This window comes from Rhizobium sp. P2_G2 (genome assembly GCF_056403555.1).
The window spans coordinates 214,049-230,630 of the sequence record NZ_JBFUFF010000003.1 but is presented as its reverse complement, the minus strand read 5'-3'; the positions used below and the strand labels follow the sequence as shown (position 1 = coordinate 230,630).

General features: G+C 62.0%; 18 protein-coding genes. 5 read left to right on the top strand and 13 right to left on the bottom strand.

Annotation, left to right across the window (positions count from 1 at the left end; all coding sequences use genetic code 11):
* Positions 1-34: 34 nt before the first annotated feature.
* Positions 35-1,498: an aminotransferase-like domain-containing protein gene (locus AC1D06_RS04725; RefSeq protein ID WP_477985348.1), complete on the bottom strand. Its 1,464-nt coding sequence runs from the start codon at positions 1,496-1,498 to the stop codon at positions 35-37.
* A 105-nt stretch (positions 1,499-1,603) separates the two neighbouring features.
* On the opposite strand from AC1D06_RS04725, the gene AC1D06_RS04720 reads away from it, so the two are divergent.
* Positions 1,604-2,467 (top strand): DMT family transporter, encoded by an 864-nt coding sequence (locus AC1D06_RS04720; RefSeq protein WP_477985346.1) that lies wholly within the window; start codon positions 1,604-1,606, stop codon positions 2,465-2,467.
* 10 nt (positions 2,468-2,477) lie between these two features.
* Here AC1D06_RS04720 and AC1D06_RS04715 read toward each other — a convergent pair whose 3' ends face one another.
* Both AC1D06_RS04715 and AC1D06_RS04710 read right to left on the bottom strand, forming a co-directional pair.
* The gene (locus tag AC1D06_RS04715; protein ID WP_477985344.1) at positions 2,478-3,428 is read right to left on the bottom strand and encodes a hypothetical protein; all 951 of its coding nucleotides are present in this window, start codon (positions 3,426-3,428) and stop codon (positions 2,478-2,480) included.
* 106 nt (positions 3,429-3,534) lie between these two features.
* Positions 3,535-3,729: a hypothetical protein gene (locus tag AC1D06_RS04710; protein ID WP_477884386.1), complete on the bottom strand. Its 195-nt coding sequence runs from the start codon at positions 3,727-3,729 to the stop codon at positions 3,535-3,537.
* A gap of 163 nt (positions 3,730-3,892) precedes the next feature.
* Here AC1D06_RS04710 and amaB point away from each other — a divergent pair, with 163 nt between their 5' ends.
* Positions 3,893-5,434, top strand: a complete 1,542-nt coding sequence (amaB, locus tag AC1D06_RS04705) for an L-piperidine-6-carboxylate dehydrogenase (RefSeq protein ID WP_477985342.1) — start codon at positions 3,893-3,895, stop codon at positions 5,432-5,434.
* A 20-nt stretch (positions 5,435-5,454) separates the two neighbouring features.
* On the opposite strand, the gene AC1D06_RS04700 is transcribed toward amaB, so the two are convergent.
* Together AC1D06_RS04700 and AC1D06_RS04695 are read right to left on the bottom strand one after the other, a co-directional pair.
* Entirely contained in the window at positions 5,455-5,748 is a 294-nt protein-coding gene (locus tag AC1D06_RS04700; protein WP_477985340.1) for an addiction module antidote protein, read from the bottom strand.
* A complete protein-coding gene (locus AC1D06_RS04695) occupies positions 5,748-5,900 on the bottom strand; it encodes a type II toxin-antitoxin system RelE/ParE family toxin (protein ID WP_477985338.1) in 153 nt (50 codons plus the stop codon). Before AC1D06_RS04695 ends, AC1D06_RS04700 begins: the two co-directional genes overlap by 1 nt.
* A gap of 199 nt (positions 5,901-6,099) precedes the next feature.
* Here AC1D06_RS04695 and AC1D06_RS04690 point away from each other — a divergent pair, with 199 nt between their 5' ends.
* Positions 6,100-6,540: a DUF1810 domain-containing protein gene (locus AC1D06_RS04690; RefSeq protein WP_477985336.1), complete on the top strand. Its 441-nt coding sequence runs from the start codon at positions 6,100-6,102 to the stop codon at positions 6,538-6,540.
* On the opposite strand, the gene ygiD is transcribed toward AC1D06_RS04690, so the two are convergent.
* The 3 genes from ygiD to AC1D06_RS04675 all read right to left on the bottom strand — a co-directional run bounded on the left by ygiD (position 6,541) and on the right by AC1D06_RS04675 (position 10,265).
* Positions 6,541-7,350, bottom strand: a complete 810-nt coding sequence (gene ygiD, locus AC1D06_RS04685; RefSeq protein WP_477985334.1) for a 4,5-DOPA-extradiol-dioxygenase — start codon at positions 7,348-7,350, stop codon at positions 6,541-6,543.
* 154 nt (positions 7,351-7,504) lie between these two features.
* Positions 7,505-8,980: an NAD-dependent succinate-semialdehyde dehydrogenase gene (locus AC1D06_RS04680; protein WP_477985332.1), complete on the bottom strand. Its 1,476-nt coding sequence runs from the start codon at positions 8,978-8,980 to the stop codon at positions 7,505-7,507.
* Between the two features lie 4 nt (positions 8,981-8,984).
* Positions 8,985-10,265 carry a 4-aminobutyrate--2-oxoglutarate transaminase gene (locus tag AC1D06_RS04675; RefSeq protein WP_477985330.1) on the bottom strand — a complete coding sequence of 427 codons (1,281 nt, stop codon included), beginning with the start codon at positions 10,263-10,265 and terminating at the stop codon, positions 8,985-8,987.
* A 135-nt stretch (positions 10,266-10,400) separates the two neighbouring features.
* On the opposite strand from AC1D06_RS04675, the gene AC1D06_RS04670 reads away from it, so the two are divergent.
* Both AC1D06_RS04670 and AC1D06_RS04665 read left to right on the top strand, forming a co-directional pair.
* Positions 10,401-11,228, top strand: a complete 828-nt coding sequence (locus AC1D06_RS04670) for a MerR family transcriptional regulator (protein ID WP_477985328.1) — start codon at positions 10,401-10,403, stop codon at positions 11,226-11,228.
* A 185-nt stretch (positions 11,229-11,413) separates the two neighbouring features.
* The gene (locus tag AC1D06_RS04665; protein WP_477883412.1) at positions 11,414-11,812 is read left to right on the top strand and encodes a hypothetical protein; all 399 of its coding nucleotides are present in this window, start codon (positions 11,414-11,416) and stop codon (positions 11,810-11,812) included.
* A 45-nt stretch (positions 11,813-11,857) separates the two neighbouring features.
* Here the strand turns inward: AC1D06_RS04665 and AC1D06_RS04660 are convergent, their stop codons facing one another.
* The 5 genes from AC1D06_RS04660 to AC1D06_RS04640 all read right to left on the bottom strand — a co-directional run bounded on the left by AC1D06_RS04660 (position 11,858) and on the right by AC1D06_RS04640 (position 16,581).
* The gene (locus AC1D06_RS04660; RefSeq protein WP_477883414.1) at positions 11,858-12,295 is read right to left on the bottom strand and encodes a glyoxalase superfamily protein; all 438 of its coding nucleotides are present in this window, start codon (positions 12,293-12,295) and stop codon (positions 11,858-11,860) included.
* A gap of 250 nt (positions 12,296-12,545) precedes the next feature.
* Positions 12,546-12,986 (bottom strand): hypothetical protein, encoded by a 441-nt coding sequence (locus AC1D06_RS04655; RefSeq protein ID WP_477883416.1) that lies wholly within the window; start codon positions 12,984-12,986, stop codon positions 12,546-12,548.
* Between the two features lie 270 nt (positions 12,987-13,256).
* The gene (locus AC1D06_RS04650; protein ID WP_477883417.1) at positions 13,257-14,183 is read right to left on the bottom strand and encodes an alpha/beta hydrolase; all 927 of its coding nucleotides are present in this window, start codon (positions 14,181-14,183) and stop codon (positions 13,257-13,259) included.
* A gap of 141 nt (positions 14,184-14,324) precedes the next feature.
* Positions 14,325-15,773 carry an aldehyde dehydrogenase gene (locus tag AC1D06_RS04645; protein WP_477985326.1) on the bottom strand — a complete coding sequence of 483 codons (1,449 nt, stop codon included), beginning with the start codon at positions 15,771-15,773 and terminating at the stop codon, positions 14,325-14,327.
* A gap of 22 nt (positions 15,774-15,795) precedes the next feature.
* Entirely contained in the window at positions 15,796-16,581 is a 786-nt protein-coding gene (locus AC1D06_RS04640; RefSeq protein ID WP_477985324.1) for a coniferyl-alcohol dehydrogenase, read from the bottom strand.
* Between the last annotated feature and the right edge of the window lies 1 nt (position 16,582).

Genomic DNA, 16,582 nt, shown 5'->3' with positions numbered 1-16,582 from the left:
CAAGGGGGAGAAGACTCGCGGCTCGTTTCTTGCCTCAATTGTGGAACGGCGGTGCGGCTGGGTTAAGCCCCTCCCCCTTGTGGGGAGGGGTTTGGGGCGGGGTCTTCGCGCCCAGCGCCCGCTCCAGCGACTGGAAAATCCTCTTGTCGCTGGATTGGGCCACATTGAAGCGCAAAAAACCGCTGGCGGTCTGCGACAGGCTGAAGGCGTTGCCGGGGGCGAGCACGATGTCGTCGGCGAGGCAGGCGCGGGCAATGTCGGCGGCGTCGATGCCATCCGGTAGCCGCGCCCAGACGAAGATGCCGGCCGATGGTTTCAGCCAGGGTACGATACCGAGTTTTTCAAGCCGTGCGATCGTTTCGCCCATGGCGTCAGCGAGGCGTGCACGCAGCGCCTCGACATGCCTGCGGTAGCTGCCGTCGCGTAGCGTCATGGTCAGCATGTCCTGCGCCAGCCGGCCGCCGCTGAATGTGGTGGCGATGCGGAGATCGACGAGCGCCTCGATCCAATCCGGACGGGCGGCGATGAAGCCGGTGCGGACCGAGGCAGACAGCGTCTTGGAGAAACTGCCGATATGGACGACGCTGCTCAATCCGTCGAGCGCGGCAAGCCGCGGCGCGCGCGACGTCTCGAAATCGGCGAAAATATCGTCCTCGATGATCGTCAGGCCGGACTGGTCGGCGAGTTTCAGCAGGCGGTGGGCGGTCACCGTCGAAAGCGTCGCGCCGGTCGGATTGTGCAGCGCCGAATTGGTGATGTAGAGCCGCGGCTTGTGGGCGGCGAGTGCCTCGGCGAAGCGGTCGAGATCGGGTCCCGACGGCGTGAAGGGAATGCCGACGACATGGGCGCGGTGGGCACGCAGCAGGGCGTGAAAATTGAAATAGCAGGGGTCGTCGACCAGCACGGTCTGGCCCGGCTCGAGCAGAAGCCGGCAGACGAGATCGATCGCCTGGGTGCCGCAATCGGTCAGCATCACCTGTTCGGGGCTGGCATCGATGTCGTGTTCAGCCATGCGGCGAATGAGAATCTGGCGCAGTAAGGGCTCACCGAGCGGCGTCGCATAGTCGGCGAGCGAGACGGCGTTGGCGCGCGCCAATGTTCGCAAGGCGCGGCGCAGGCCTTCGCCATGCATCCACTCCGCCGGCAGCCAGCCGCAGCCGGGTTTGAGCACGGCCTCTCCTGCCTCCAGCGACTGGCGCGCAATCCAGAACGGATCGATTTGGCGATCGAGTTTCGGGCTGATCTCGGCCAGCGACAGCGGCGCCAACGGCGCCGAGACGAAGAAGCCGGAGCCAGGCCGCGAGCGGATGACACCGTCCGCCGCCAGCCGCTCATAGGCCTCGACGACGGTCGAGGTCGACACCTGCATGCTGGCGGCCAGCGCCCGGACCGATGGTAGCCGGTCGCCCGGCATGAACCGTCTGGCGGCGATGCCGCTCTCGATTGCTGCCATGACAGCTTCGATACGGGTGCCGGATGATGCGGCGGGTTTGTCCATCTGTATTGCTCTCGTGTGCATAACAGTTTTTCGAAATTGTAATGCACTGTCGCTGGATTTGCCAGGCGATTCCATGCGATCCCGATGCAAAATCGAGGATGCGACATGGATGAATCGACCAAGGGCTGGATCAATGGATTATTGGGTGTGCTGATCTTCAGCGGCTCGCTGCCGGCAACGCGCCTGGCGGTGGCGGATTTCAATCCGGTCTTCCTCACCGTCGCCCGCGCCGCCATTGCCGGCGTCCTGGCGCTCGCCATGCTGATGGTTTTGAGGGCGAAACGGCCGGATCGCGGCGATCTTGTCCCGCTGCTCGTCACCGCGTCCGGCGTGGTGATCGGCTTTCCGCTGCTGACGGCGCTGGCGCTCAGGCACATCACCTCGGCGCATTCGATCGTCTTCATCGGCCTGTTGCCGCTGTCGACGGCGATTTTCGGCGTGCTGCGCGGCGGCGAGCGGCCGAAGCCGGTCTTTTGGCTGTTTTCCGGCCTCGGCAGTGCCTTTGTCGTCGGCTTTGCGCTGCTGCAGGGCGTCAGCGCCGCACCGCTCGGCGATCTGCTGATGCTGGCGGCCATAGTGGTCTGCGGGCTGGGCTATGCGGAAGGCGGACGCCTGTCGCGCAAGCTGGGCGGCTGGCAGGTGATTTCCTGGGCGCTGGTTCTGTCGCTGCCGGTCATGCTGGTGCTCGGGCTGATGACCATGCCGCCATCCTTCGGATCGATCGGCCAAAGCGCCTGGCTCGGCCTCGCCTATGTGGCGCTGTTCAGCATGCTGATCGGCTTCATCTTCTGGTATCGCGGCCTGGCGCAGGGCGGCATCGCCGCCGTCGGCCAGTTGCAGCTGCTTCAGCCGTTCTTCGGCCTGGCGCTTGCGGCGCTGTTGCTGCACGAGCAGGTCAGCGGCCTGATGCTGGTGGCGACGCTGGGTGTCGTCGCCTGCGTGGCCGGAGCGCGGCGGTTCGCACGCTAAAGCCCGCTGCTCAGTGGGTTTCCGAATCTGCCGGCTTGTCCTTGATCTCCGGGATCGGCAGATCGTCTGAAACCGCCGTGGTGTCAGCGCTTGCCTGGTGTTCCGGCTTGGCCTCGGCATCGGCCGGTTTTTCCGCCGGCTTGTCCGAGGATCCGCCAAGGCCAACCAGGCTCAGCATGCTGTCGAGGAAAGACTGTTCCTTCTTCGGCGGAGCGTCTTTTGCGGCGTGGTCCTTCGCATCGGCCTTGTCGTCGGCGGGGGCGGCGTGATCTTCGGTCTTGCTCTCGGCGTCCTCGGGCTTGGCATCATGCGCCTCGGACTTTTCGCCCTCCGTGCTGACCACGTGCTCGCCTGGCGGCTTGGCTTTGTCCGGCACAGGCAGCGGCGTGCAATCGGCCTTGTCGGCGACATTGCGCATCGCGCCCATCAGCTTGCGGATCTCGGGCACTTCCAGCGAAATCCGTTCGCCATAATAGTGGCCGTCATCGGTCGGCATGCCCTCGTAATAACGGACGATGAAGGGCTCCTTCATATCCGGCAGATATTGCGGCTGCATGGCGAGCACCACTTCGGCGCCGATCGCCCGGCCGCGCATGTCGGCGCGCATGGTCGGCCCATCGCGGTCGAGCACGCTGACCTGAATCAGGTCGATGGCCTCATTGGCATTGGCAAGCAGGCCGGCGACGCGAAGCGCGGTCCTGATCCGGGTTGGGCCGTCGGCATGATCCATGCGGATCGTCCGGCGCATCCAGAGGCGCTGTGCCGGTGTCTTGAAGACCATCGTCTGGACCGTGTCGCAGGCCGCACCGGCCGGGTCGTCCTTCGGTTCGGGCTTGGAGAGCAGGTCGCCGGCGCCGGCATAGAGCGCTGCCGCACCCGTGCCGGCGAACAGCGCCAGGATGCCGACCGATAGCAATAGCATTTTCCGGCTGAACCGGATTTTGGGCAGGCCGATCTTCAACGCAATACTCCGCGGCCCGGTACAGGGGCCTCCAGCCATAGAGAGATGGCTGCACTATAGCGTCGGCGTCGTTTCGAAAGGTTTAACCGTAAATGTAGAGGTCTTGTTATCTGCAGACGCGGATCTTCTGTGCCGCGATCTTGCCGTTGGTGGTCGTCGTCGTGCTGACTTTGCGCATCACGCATACGGTGTCGGCCCGCTTCAGATACCAGCCGCGTTTCTTCCAGCCGGCCTCGCCCGGATTGACGGTGGCGGCGATCGCGATCGTGATCAGCAACAGGATGGCACCAAGCTTTTTCATTCTTTTCCTCAAGCGTTCTTGTGAGCGTTTGCTTGGCGTTTTTTAGGATTTGCAGGCCGGTTTCGCTGTTCCCATGGGCACAGAACGCGAATTTGCTTGCGATTTGGCCCTCGCTCGGCGAAAACGCTCAAAATTTCGCCAACAGGAAGAGCAGGGAAAAATCATGTCCGGCACGATCGACAGCCTCAAATCCGAAACGCGCGACATCCTGAAATCGCTCGGCGTCGCCGAAGCTGCACTTGGCGGCGGCACGCTTGCGGCTCGCTCGGCAATCTCGGGCGAAGTGCTGGCCGAACTCAAGGCAGACGACGCTGCGGCGGCCGCGGATGCGGTGAAGAAATCGCAAGCCGCCTTCCTTGACTGGCGTGCCGTGCCGGCGCCGAAGCGCGGCGAGCTGATCCGCCTGCTCGGGGAGGAACTGCGCGCCCATAAGCAGGCGCTCGGCCGGCTGGTCTCGATCGAGGTGGGCAAGATCGTCTCCGAAGGCCTGGGCGAAGTGCAGGAGATGATCGACATCTGCGATTTCGCCGTCGGCCTGTCGCGTCAGCTCACCGGCCTGACGATCGCCACCGAGCGCACCGATCACCGGATGATGGAAACCTGGCATCCGCTCGGCGTGACGCTGATCATTTCCGCCTTCAATTTCCCGGTTGCTGTCTGGTCGTGGAATGCAGCGCTGGCGCTGGTGGCCGGCAATTCGATCCTGTGGAAACCGTCGGAAAAATCGTCGCTGACGGCACTCGCTACCCAGGCTCTCATGGAAAAGGCGATCGAACGCTATCGCGCCGCGGGCTTCACCGCGCCGGAAAATCTGTCGCAAGTGCTGATCGGCGAGCGGGCGCTGGGCGAGGCGCTGGTCGACGATCCGGCCGTGGCGCTGGTCTCGGCGACCGGCTCGACCGCCATGGGCCGGGCCGTGGGACCACGGGTGGCAGCACGCTTCGGGCGCTCGATCCTCGAACTCGGCGGCAACAATGCCGCAATCGTCGGCCCTAGTGCCGATCTGGATCTCACGCTGCGCGGCGTCGCTTTCGCCGCCATGGGTACGGCCGGCCAGCGCTGCACCTCGCTCCGCCGTCTCTTCGTGCATGAAAGCGTCTATGATGCGCTGGTGCCGCGGCTGATCAAGGCCTATGGCTCGGTCAAGGTCGGCAATCCGCTGGAGACCGGCACGCTGGTCGGCCCGCTGATCGACAAGGGCGCGTTCACCCGTATGCAATCGGCGCTCGATGCGGCCAAGACCGAAGGCGGCAAGGTGCATGGCGGCGAGAAGGTCGATGTTTCGGCTCCGGGTGAGGCAACCTATGTTCGCCCCGCGCTGGTGGAAATGCCTGTCCAGGCCGGTCCGATGCTGGAAGAAACGTTTGCACCGATCCTCTATGTGACGAAATATTCCGAATTCGGCGACGTGCTGGCGCTACATAACGGCGTGCCGCAGGGCCTGTCGTCGTCGATCTTCACCAATGACATGCGCGAGGCCGAAACCTTCGTCTCCGTGCTCGGCTCGGATTGCGGCATCGCCAATGTCAATATCGGCCCCTCTGGCGCCGAAATCGGTGGTGCGTTTGGGGGCGAGAAGGAGACGGGCGGTGGTCGTGAGAGTGGTTCGGATGCCTGGAAAGGCTATATGCGCCGGGCGACGAACACGATCAATTATGGCCGGACGCTGCCTTTGGCGCAGGGAGTGAAATTCGACGTGGAGTGATGATCGTTGGCAGGCGCGGTTTATTCCGCCGCGTCTGCTGCCTCTGCCGATAGCTTTACATTCAGGGCTTTGAGGATCTTTTGCACGGTCTCGTAACGTACTTTTGAGCCTGATCTGAGGGATTTGTAGAGGCTCTCGCGGCTGAGGCCCGTGTCTCTGGCAATCTGGGCCATGCCGCGTGCCTTGGCCACACTTCCAAGTGCAGAAATGAACGCTTCGGGATCTTGGTCTTCGAGAGCGACATTGAGGTACTCGGAGATCATTTCGTCGCTGTCCAGATAGTCTGCAACATCAAATGGAGTAGTATTGATCATCACAGTTCCTTTCGAAGTTCGCGGGCAATTTCGATGGCGTGCTTGATATCTCTCGGCTGTGTCGATTTGTCTCCGCCCAGCAACAGAAGATAAATCGTTTCACCTATTCTGGTGAAATAAACGCGGTAGCCCGGACCAAAATGAATGCGCATTTCGGAAACGCCTTCACCGACGGCGGCGCATCACCAAAATGGCCTCGCTCTGCCGACTGCAGCCGGTGGAAAATCCGCGCCTGAGCTTGCCTGTCTCTCAACTGGTCAAGCCAGCGCTCGAATTGATCCGTCTTCTTGAACAGCGGGATGAAACGATCGTAGCCAGTTGGCTACAATTTGTCAAAGAGAGGAAATTCCGATGAGCATGGATGACTTCGATCTTGACCGCTTCATCACCGCCCAGGACGGTGTTTTCGACACTGCTCTTTCCGAGCTCCAGGCCGGCCGCAAGCGGAGCCACTGGATGTGGTTCATCTTTCCGCAGATGCGCGGGCTCGGCATTTCCTCCACCGCGTTCAAATACGGCATCGTGTCGCTGGATGAGGCAAAGGCCCATCTCGCGCATCCGGTGCTGGGCGAACGGCTCAGGCGATGCACGGAGGCAGTGCTCGCTGTGAAAGGCCGATCCTCGCACCAGATTTTCGGCTCACCGGACGACATGAAATTCGGCTCGTCGATGACGCTGTTCGCATCGGCGGACGATCAGCCAGACAGCATCTTCCGCCTGGCGATCGACTGCTATTGTGGCGGCCGGATGGATCAGCGGACGCTGGATTTGCTCCGGCATCCGGAAAGCTGATTACGACAGCAGAAAGCTGCGCATCGAGATCGAGCCGAGATCGATCGACTCGTTGAAGAAGCCGACCTTTTCGTCTTCCGACATGACAGCGAGCGGGTAGAGGATCGGCAGGAAATGCTCGATCGTCGGATGCGAAAGAGCCGCGATCCGGCCGAGTTTGYCGACCTCCAGCACCTTGCCCACATCCTTGGCGGCAATGGCGTCCGCCATGTAGCGATCGAATTCCTCTGCCCAGTCGAATACCCGGCCGCTCATGTCGAGCGTCCGCAGGTTATGCACGACATTGCCGCTGCCGATGATCAGCACGCCCTTTTCACGAAGAGCCTTCAGTTCCTGGGCGAGCTTGAAATGATCGGCGAGACCCTTCGAGAGATCGAGCGACAGCTGATAGACCGGAATGTCGGCCTTGGGGAACATCTGGATCAGCACCGACCAAGCGCCGTGGTCGAGGCCCCAGCGTTCGTCGGAATGGGCGTGGCTTTCCTCCAGCAGTTCGATCGTCGCCTGGGCGAAATCCGGCGCGCCGGGCGCATTGTATTGCTGGGCGAAGAGTTCCGGCGGGAAGCCGCCGAAATCGTGAATGGTCTTCGGGTTGCTGCCGATATGGACGAGGGTCGCACCGCGCGTCATCCAGTGAGCGGAGACGACGAGGATTGCCTTGGGCGTCGGCAGTTCTTCGCCCATCTGGCGCCATTTCCGACTATATTCGTTGTCGATGATCGCGTTCATCGGGCTGCCATGGCCGACGAACAAAGCCGGCATGCGCGGTGTGGATGCGAGATTGGAAAATGCGTTGCTGAGCGATGCCATGACTATCTCCAACGGCTCTTAGACCGTCTACTTGATGAAATAGATAGCGCATCGGCATCGTTCATTGAAGTGTGACGATGGCGACAGATCGTTCAGCGTAGGGAAACGAAAGGCCGCGGACGTACCGCGGCCAATCGGAGATGAAGACCCGAAATCAGATGCTCAGGCAGAGATACTTGATCTCGATATAGTCCTCGATGCCATATTTCGAGCCCTCGCGGCCGAGGCCGGATTGCTTGATGCCGCCGAAGGGGGCGACTTCGGTGGAGATCAGGCCGGTATTGATGCCGACCATGCCGTATTCCAGTGCCTCGGCGACGCGGAAAATCTTCGAGACGTCCTTGGAGTAGAAATAGGAGGCGAGGCCGAATTCGGTGTTGTTGGCCATTTCGACGACCTGTTCTTCGGTGTCGAACTTGAACAGCGGCGCGACCGGACCAAAGGTCTCTTCGCGGGCGACCTTCATCTCCGACGTCACGCCGGTCAGGATGGTCGGCTGGAAGAACAGGCCGCCATGGGCGTCCGGCTTGCCGCCGACCGCCACCTTGGCGCCTTTTTCCAGCGCGTCGGCAATGTGTTCCTCGACCTTGTCGACGGCGGCCTTGGTGATCAGCGGGCCGGCATTGACGCCGGTTTCGAAACCGTCGCCGACCTTCATCGCGCCGACCTTCTCGGCCAGTTTCTTGGCGAAGGCATCATAGACGCCGGACTGGACGTAGAGGCGGTTGGCGCAGACGCAGGTCTGGCCGTTGTTGCGGTATTTCGAGATCATCGCGCCTTCGACGGCGGCATCGAGATCGGCATCGTCGAAGACGATGAAGGGCGCATTGCCGCCGAGTTCCAGGCCGAGCTTCATGATCTGGTCGGCGCCCTGGCGCATCAGGATACGGCCGACTTCGGTGGAGCCGGTGAAGGTCAGCTTGCGAACCTTGTCATTCTCGGTGAATTCCTTGCCGACCGACGGAGAATCCTTCGACAGGATGACGTTGAACACGCCCGCTGGCATGCCGGCCCGCTCGGCGAGAATGGCGAGCGAGGTGACCGAAAGCGGCGTCTCGGCGGCAGGCTTGGAGATCATGGTGCAGCCGGCGGCCACGGCCGGCGCGAATTTGCGCGCCAGCATCGCATTCGGGAAATTCCATGGCGTGATCGCCGCGACAACCCCGATCGGCTGCTTGATGACGATGATCCGCTTGTCCTGCTGATGGCCGGGAATGGTGTCGCCATAGACGCGCTTGGCTTCCTCGCCGAACCATTCGACGTAAGAAGCGCCATAGAGGACTTCGCCCTTGGCCTCGGCCAGCGGCTTGCCCATTTCCGTGGTCAGGATGGCGGCGAGGTCGTCGGCATTGGCGACCATCAGGTCGTAGAGCTTGCGCAGGATCGCGGCGCGTTCCTTGCCGGTCTTCTTTGCCCATTCTTTCTGGGCCTTGTGAGCGGCGTCGATGGCGCGCTTGGCCTCGGCGCGGTTCATGTCCGGCAGGGTGGCTATGACGTCGCCGGTCGACGGATTGGTGACGTCAAACGTCTTGCCGCTGTCGCTGTTGGCGACCCATTCGCCGGCAATGAACGCCTTGTCGGTGACCAGCGACGGGTCCTTGAGCTTGGAGGTGAGTTTATCGGAAATCATGGGTTCAAGCCTCAGCTGCGCATTCGCGCAAGGTTGCTTCGAGAATATCCATAGCCTCGGCGAAGACATTGTCTTCGATGGTGATCGGGGCGAGGAAGCGGATGACATTGCCGTAGACGCCGCAGGTGAGCAGGATCAGGCCTTTGGCGAGAGCCTTTTCGCGCACTTTGCTGGTGAAGTCGGCATTCGGGTTTTTCGTTCCGGGAATGTTGAACTCCACGGCGTTCATGAAGCCGGGGCCGCGGATATCGGCGATCTGCGGCACCTCGCCGAGCAGCGAATGCAGGCGCTGCTTCAGCCGGTTGCCGAGCGATTCAGCGCGCTCGTTGAGGCCTTCCTCTTCAATCACATCGAGCACGGCATTGCCGGCGGYGATGCCGATCGGGTTGCCGCCATAGGTGCCGCCGAGGCCGCCCGGTCCGGGTGCATCCATGATCTCGGCGCGGCCGGTGACGGCTGCGATCGGGAAGCCGCCGCCGAGGCCCTTGGCCATGGTCGTCAGGTCGGCGGCAACGCCATAATGTTCCATGGCAAACAGCTTGCCGGTGCGCGCGAAGCCGGTCTGGACTTCGTCGGCAATCAGCAGGATGCCGTATTTGTCGGCGATTTCGCGGATCTTCTGCATGAAGGCGCGCGGCGTCTCGTAGAAGCCACCTTCGCCCTGCACCGGCTCGATGATGAAGGCCGCGACGCGGTTGGGGTCGACATCGGCCTTGAACAGCTTGTCGAGGACGGCGAGCGAATCCTCGATAGTCTGGTCATGGAGTTCGATCGGGAAGGGCACGTGGAAGACATCGGGCATCATCGCGCCGAAGCCGGTCTTGTAGGGAACGACCTTGCCGGTCAGCGTCATGCCCATGAAGGTGCGGCCGTGGAAGGCGCCGGTAAAGGCGATGACGGCGGAGCGGTTGGTCGCGGCACGGGCGATCTTCACCGCGTTTTCAACAGCTTCGGCACCGGTGGTGACGAAAATCGTCTTCTTCTTGAAATTACCCGGCACGGCATTGTTGAGACGCTCGGCGAGGCGGACATAATTCTCGTAGGGCACGACCTGATGGCAGGTATGGGTGAAATGGTCGAGCTGGTCCTTGACGGCGGCGATCACCTTGGGATGGCGATGGCCGGTATTGACCACGGCGATGCCGGCGGCGAAATCGATATAACGACGGCCCTCGACATCCCAGATTTCCGCATTTTGCGCCTTGTCGGCATAGACCTGCGTGGTAACGCCGACGCCGCGCGAGATCGCATCGGATCTGCGGGCCGCAATTTCAGTGTTGAGCATGGAAATCTCCCGGGATGTGAGTGACGGAAAGCAACACTGCGGAGAAGCGCTCCCCACAGCCTCGAAAATATTCTTTGCATTTTTTCTGTAGAGTTGCAATATGGGTTGGAAGAGATTTTTGGGGCCGATTGCACCATGCAGGAGCAGATTCGATACAAGATCGCCGAGGCCGCACGCATGGCCGGCGTGTCGCCCTCGACCCTGCGCCTGTGGGAGAGCCAGGGATTGATCGAGCCGGTGCGGACGGAGTCGGGGCAGCGGCTCTACGAGGCGGTGCATGTCGAGCGGCTGAAGAAGATTAGCTGGCTAAGAACAGACAAGGGGCTCAATCCTGCGGCGATCCGCGAGAGCCTGCTGCAGGAGGTGCCGGAGGCGGAAGAGCAGTCCCGGGTGTCGTCTGGAGCAAGTGCCGATGCCGATGCCGCCATCGGCCAGAAGCTGCGGCAGCTGCGCCGCGACGCCGGCAAGACGCTGGAAAATGTCGCGGCCGCCACCGGCGTGTCTGTGTCGCTGCTGTCGACCTTCGAGCGGACGTCGCAAGGCCTCTCCTTCAAGGCGCTGCATGAGGTGGTCAACCATTTCGGCACGACGCTTGCCATTCTGAGCGGCCAGGAGGAGCGGAATTCGGGAGAATCACTGATCCGCAACGGCGCCTGGTCCTATTGGCCGACGACATCGTCTGGAGTGACGGTGCAGGTCCTCTCCGAAGGCAAGAACCAGATGGAGTGTCATCGCTTCGTGCTGGCGCCCGGCGCATCGAGTGAGGGCGCCTATCAGCACGACGGCGAGGAATTCATGCATGTGCTCACCGGCAGCATCGAGATCGTGCTCGATGGCGACCAGTTCTTCGAGCTCGGTGCCGGCGACTCCTTCTATTTCGAAAGCCGCCGGCCGCATAGCTGGCGCAACAGCTTTGCCGGCGAGACGGTGCTGCTCTGGATCAACACGCCGCCGACATTTTGAAGCGCGCCGTCACGCGCTTTCCCTCTTGTTTTTGCGCATGTGGTTATCCCGAAACCAGGACCACTTTCGGGCGACATGCTGGGAGCTTGCAGGTCGCGGCTCCGAATGCGAGAGTGGGGATTGGGAGCCTTTTCCTGGTTGCAGCCGTTTAACCGGGAAAGGCTTCATGCCACCGGAGGTCGGCCATGCCCAGGTTCCAGATGCAGATGGAAGTCGAGCACGCGATCCTGTTTCTCTCGGATGCGATTGACGATTTTGCCATACCCGACAATACAGGCTCGGCCTTCGTGGTTGCGACAGCCGATTGCCTGGCGTTCTGCGTCATGCCGGATGTTGATGGCGCCTCGCTGGTGACAGTTACCGATCATGACTGTGACAGCGGCACAAAGCTCTGGAGCGGAACGCTTTCGGTCACCAGCGGCGTGGTGACCTTGAGCGACAGTGCGGCATTCCACTATATCTATCTGCCGACGCCGGCCCGCGAGGTCGAGGTCGACATATGGGCTGATGACGAACGATATCCGGAATGGGTCTGGATCAAGCTATCGGCCATCGGTCACCCCTATGTGTCGGAAGAACACTGACGGGTCGACGGCTCACGCAAAGCCGCCTGCCGACCATCCGACTTCTCACGCCAGTTCCACATGCGGCACGCCGTTCGAAGTCTTCTCCACCGTCTTGCCTTCCTCGTCGAGCATGCAGACGATGCGCTTACGCATCACGGCAAAACTCTCGAACTGCGAGACATTGACCGCCTCGTCGAAATCGAAGGTCACGCGGGTCATGTTGCCGGCGGTCATGCGCTGCACGGCGATCACCCGGCCGGTAAAAGCCTTGCCGAGATAGCGGCCCGAGGCTTTGTCGCCCAGCGAAAGCGTGCGCTTCGGCACCCTGTTGCCGAGCCTGGCATGCAGCGTGTTCCAGTCGCGGAAGCCGTACTGGCTGGCGATCAGCTCCAGCGATTTCGAATGGTTGATCTGGGTTCCCTGGCGGGCAAGCGCATCGCGCAGGCGTTTTGCCTGCTCCTTGAGCGCATCCAGCGAGGGGAGTTGGGTCGTGTCACCCATGACAGTCCTCTTTCCTGGCATTCCGATGCAATGCTTGGGTGCCCGCATTGCCAAAGGCCGGAATGCCTCAAGTGGAAATCAGACGTTGATCCGAATTCAGGGACTTCACCATGTCCGAAGACTGCGAGCGGCAGGGGTCCCTTGCCCTGCCGCTGACTTAGTGCCGGTAACGCAAAAAGTCAAATCACGCGATATGCGGACGGTGGACATGAGCTGCAAAGGAAGGCGTGAAGCCGCCCCGGTCATGGACTCATTCTGTTTTCTGAGAGGTTCGCTTCGGACGAACTCGACCCAGTGCATCAAGATCCATGACTCGTTCGCCCGGCGAACCGAGATATTCGTCGGTTGAGTGACGCCCATTTTGGTCTTCGACTGTCACCGTAAATCGGTTCCCATGCGAGTCCACCGCATATCTCGCCGTCAGTTTGCGGAATACATGCGATCCGACTCCATGCCGCTGACTTAAGTTATCCAACGCGTCGGCATAAAGTGAGATCGCCCTGGACAATGATGCTGACGGACGAGCGCCAGACGATGTTCCGGCAATGAAATCTACCAGAATGTAACCTTCGCCACTGTTCGCCGCTTCGCCGAATATATCTGTTGGATAATATCCGATCATCAATCCGAGCCCGCACGCAAGCGAGTCCGCGATGTTGTGGCCAATGGATTTCAGTTCACCGAGCTTCATTCCCAGAGATTAGCAGCAGTGGTCCTGCTGGCAAGCAGGTTACGATGGCCGCCTTAAAGCAAGGCGGCCAAGAACAGGTGACGTTGAATGACTGCTTTCGATTCAAGCCTCAGAACGGATAGTGCTGGTGTGGGCCCTCGATGATGGCCCGGTGCCGATCAGTTGATCACCGCCTCGCCCCGAACACGACCGTAGTCGAAACGCTCACGCTGCCGAAGGGCATTTGCGCCTCGTCATGCGATCGGGCCATTGATATGGCGGACGCCATTCCTATGCCACTGCCGCCGAGGCAGCTGCGCCGCTGGAGACGTCGAGTTTCTTCGCGCGCAGGAAAGCGCCGGCTTCATCGATCGACTGCATGCCTTCGTCGAGCATTGGGGCGAAGAGCTGCCAGGAATGCACCATGCCGTCGAAAACCTTGAGTTCTGCATCGACACCGGCCGCCTTCAGCCGTTCGACCACGGTAATGGAATCGTCGCGGAGGATTTCCCACGATCCGACATGCACGAGCACAGGCGGCAGACCGGTGAAATCGCTGTAGAACGGCGTGACAGTCTCGGACTTCCTGTCGCCATCGCCAATGTAACAGGCGTTGAAGATGGCCATGAGCTCGGGCGTCAAAAGCGGCGCATCCGGCACTGAGCGGTGAGATTCGCCTATGCCGGCAAGATCGAGTGCCGGAGACATCAGCATCAGCGCGGCCGGCTGCGGCAAGCCTGCCTTCTTTGCGCGGACAGCGACCGAAAGCGCCAGATTGCCGCCGGCACTGTCGCCGCAAATAGCGATTGCTGCCGGATCATAGCCTTGCGCCAGAGCCCATTTATAGGTTTCGACGGCATCGTCATGGGCGGCAGGCGCCGGGTTTTCGGGCGCCAAACGATAGTCGGGCGCCAGGACGCTGATACCGCTCGCCCGCGCCAAGTGGGTGGCGATCACCCGATGCGATCGGCTGGAGCCGAAAAAGAAGCCACCGCCATGGAAATAGATGATGAGCCGGCGCTTGTCCGTGTCGGTGCGCTGGATGAGGTCGCCGCCGCAAGGTCCTGCCGCCACCCGCTGGATCATCGAACCCTCGGCAATCGGCGTCTGGGCATTGATGCCTTCGAACCATTCGCGCATGACGGCCGGTGTGGCGTTTTCCGGCGGCGGATTTTGGGCGCTGATGCTGAGAATGAATTCCAGTTGCTGCTTGGACATTGTTCCTCCCTGGGGATTTGCTTTGATAGGCACGTCGAAACCGGTGGCAGCCGGTTTCATCGATTCACGCCGCGTTTGAGATATGAGAAACTTGGTTGAGCGTCGGCGGTGCGGAACATGCCGCACCGCCGCTCGCACTGATCAGAACGGATAGTGCTGGTGCGGGTCCTCAATAGTGATCCAGCGCAAGTCGGTGAATTCGTTGATCGCCGCCTTGCCGCCGAAGCGTCCGTAGCCGGAGCCCTTGACGCCGCCGAAGGGCATCTGCGCTTCGTCGTGCACGGTCGGGCCGTTGATGTGGCAGATGCCGCTTTCGATGCGCGCGGCGACAGCCATGGCCCGCTGCACGTCGCGGCTATAGACGGAGGCTGACAGGCCGTATTCGGTGTCGTTGGCGATGGCGATGGCCTCCTCTTCGTCGCGCACGCGGATCACCGGCTTGACCGGGCCAAAGCTCTCCTCGTCATAGGCGCGCATGCCGATCTTGACGCCGTCGAGCAAAGTCGCTTCGACGACCGAGCCGGTGCGCTTGCCGCCGGCGACCAGCTTGGCGCCTTTGTCGACCGCGTCCTTGATAAAGTCTTCCATCTTAAGGGCGGCTTCCGGCGTCACCAGCGAGCCAAGCACGACATGGCCGCGCGGATCGCCGGCCGGCAGTTTGGAAGCGCGGTCGGCCAGTTTGCGGACGAATTCGTCGGCGATCTTCTCGTGTACGATGATGCGTTCGGTCGACATGCAGATCTGGCCCATATTGGCATAGGCGCCGAAGACCGCGCCATTGACGGCGGCATCGATATCGGCATCGTCGAGCACGATCATCGGCGCCTTGCCGCCGAGTTCGAGCAGAGCAGGTTTCAGATATTTGCCGCAGAGTTCGCCGATGCGGCGGCCGACGCGGGTCGAGCCGGTGAAGTTGACGCGGCGGACTTCAGGGGCGGCGATCAGCGCCTCGACAACCGCGGCGGCATCTTCCGGTGCGTTGCTGATGACGTTGATCACGCCCGCCGGCAGGCCGGCCTCGACCAGCGCCTGGCCGATCAGCATATGCAGGCCAGGGCAGGCTTCCGAAGCTTTCAGGATCACGGTGTTGCCGCAGGCGAGCGCCATGGCTATGGCGCGGGTGCCGAGGATGATCGGCGCATTCCACGGTGCGATGCCGACGCAGACGCCGGCAGCCTGGCGGATCGCCATGGAGAGCGTGCCGGGTTTGTCGGAAGGGATGATCTCGCCCTGGATCTGGGTGGTCATGCCGGCCGCCTCGCGCAGCATGCCGGCGGCAAGCATAGTGTTGAAGCCGGCCCAGGGCGCGGTGCCGCCGGTTTCCTCGATCATGATCTTGGCGAATTCGTCGACCTTGGAGGCGAGCATGTCGGCGGYCTTGAACAGCAGCGCGCGGCGCTCGCCAGGGCCGGTCTTCGACCAGGCCGGGAAGGCAGCGTGAGCGGCGGCCACGGCGGCCTTCACATCCGCGACGCCCGAGGCGGGAGCGCGGGTCGCGACCTTGCCGGTATAGGGGTCGATGCGGTCAAACGTCTTGCCGGAAAAGGCAGGGACGGACTTGCCGCCAATGATTTGCTGGAGTTCCAACATGGTGTTTCCCTTCTTTTGGATGTTAGAAGCCGAGCACGTCGGCGTTGATCGAAGCTTCGAGGCCGCCGTCATTGGCGATATTGGCGCCGTTGATCCAACGGGCGGCATCGGAAGCGAGGAAGAGGATGACAGGCGCGATGTCCGACGCGGTGCCGGCGCGGCCGACGCGGGATATGTCGGAATCGACCTTCTCGTCGCCCAGCACGGAACGGAATTCCCTGAGAATCTGCGTCTCCACCGGGCCTGGGCTGACGGCGTTGACGCGGATGTTGCGATCCCTGAACAGCCGCTCATGCGCCGCCTTCTGCGTCCAGAGCAGCAGCAGTTCCTTGGAGAGCGGGTAGCCGATCTCGTTCGGGATATTGTGCCTAGCGATCACGGCCTTGATGTCTGGGAAGCCGGTCTCGGCGACCAGCGCCTTGGCGCGGTCGAGATTGGCGCGCCAGCCATAGCCGGCGATCGAGGCGACGTTGACCACCGAGCCGCCTTCGCGGATGCGGCGGGCGAGCGCCTCGGTGAACAGGCGCAGGCCGTAGAAATTGATGGCGAGCGTCGGCTCGGCGCCGATCTTGCCGGAAATGCCGGCGACGTTGAGCAGCGCGTCGAAACGCAGCGGCAATTGCTCGACCACGGCTTCGATGCCGGTCGGGTTGGAAAGATCGCCCTTGATGAAATTCGCCGACGGCTGGGCCGGCTCCTTCATGTCGATGCCGATCACGTCCGCGCCTTGCGCTACCGCCAGTTCGGCCGTGCGGGCGCCGATGCCCGACGAGACGCCCGTAATGACTAGGGTCTTGCCCAACAGCATA

Coding starts and splice junctions, on each gene's coding strand:
- AC1D06_RS04725 (WP_477985348.1), bottom strand. CDS start 1,498: ATGGACAAACCCGCCGCATCATCCGGCACCCGTATCGAAGCTGTCATG.
- AC1D06_RS04720 (WP_477985346.1), top strand. CDS start 1,604: ATGGATGAATCGACCAAGGGCTGGATCAATGGATTATTGGGTGTGCTG.
- AC1D06_RS04710 (WP_477884386.1), bottom strand. CDS start 3,729: ATGAAAAAGCTTGGTGCCATCCTGTTGCTGATCACGATCGCGATCGCC.
- amaB (WP_477985342.1), top strand. CDS start 3,893: ATGTCCGGCACGATCGACAGCCTCAAATCCGAAACGCGCGACATCCTG.
- AC1D06_RS04700 (WP_477985340.1), bottom strand. CDS start 5,748: ATGATCAATACTACTCCATTTGATGTTGCAGACTATCTGGACAGCGAC.
- AC1D06_RS04695 (WP_477985338.1), bottom strand. CDS start 5,900: ATGCGCATTCATTTTGGTCCGGGCTACCGCGTTTATTTCACCAGAATA.
- AC1D06_RS04690 (WP_477985336.1), top strand. CDS start 6,100: ATGAGCATGGATGACTTCGATCTTGACCGCTTCATCACCGCCCAGGAC.
- AC1D06_RS04680 (WP_477985332.1), bottom strand. CDS start 8,980: ATGATTTCCGATAAACTCACCTCCAAGCTCAAGGACCCGTCGCTGGTC.
- AC1D06_RS04670 (WP_477985328.1), top strand. CDS start 10,401: ATGCAGGAGCAGATTCGATACAAGATCGCCGAGGCCGCACGCATGGCC.
- AC1D06_RS04665 (WP_477883412.1), top strand. CDS start 11,414: ATGCCCAGGTTCCAGATGCAGATGGAAGTCGAGCACGCGATCCTGTTT.
- AC1D06_RS04660 (WP_477883414.1), bottom strand. CDS start 12,295: ATGGGTGACACGACCCAACTCCCCTCGCTGGATGCGCTCAAGGAGCAG.
- AC1D06_RS04655 (WP_477883416.1), bottom strand. CDS start 12,986: ATGAAGCTCGGTGAACTGAAATCCATTGGCCACAACATCGCGGACTCG.
- AC1D06_RS04650 (WP_477883417.1), bottom strand. CDS start 14,183: ATGTCCAAGCAGCAACTGGAATTCATTCTCAGCATCAGCGCCCAAAAT.
- AC1D06_RS04640 (WP_477985324.1), bottom strand. CDS start 16,581: ATGCTGTTGGGCAAGACCCTAGTCATTACGGGCGTCTCGTCGGGCATC.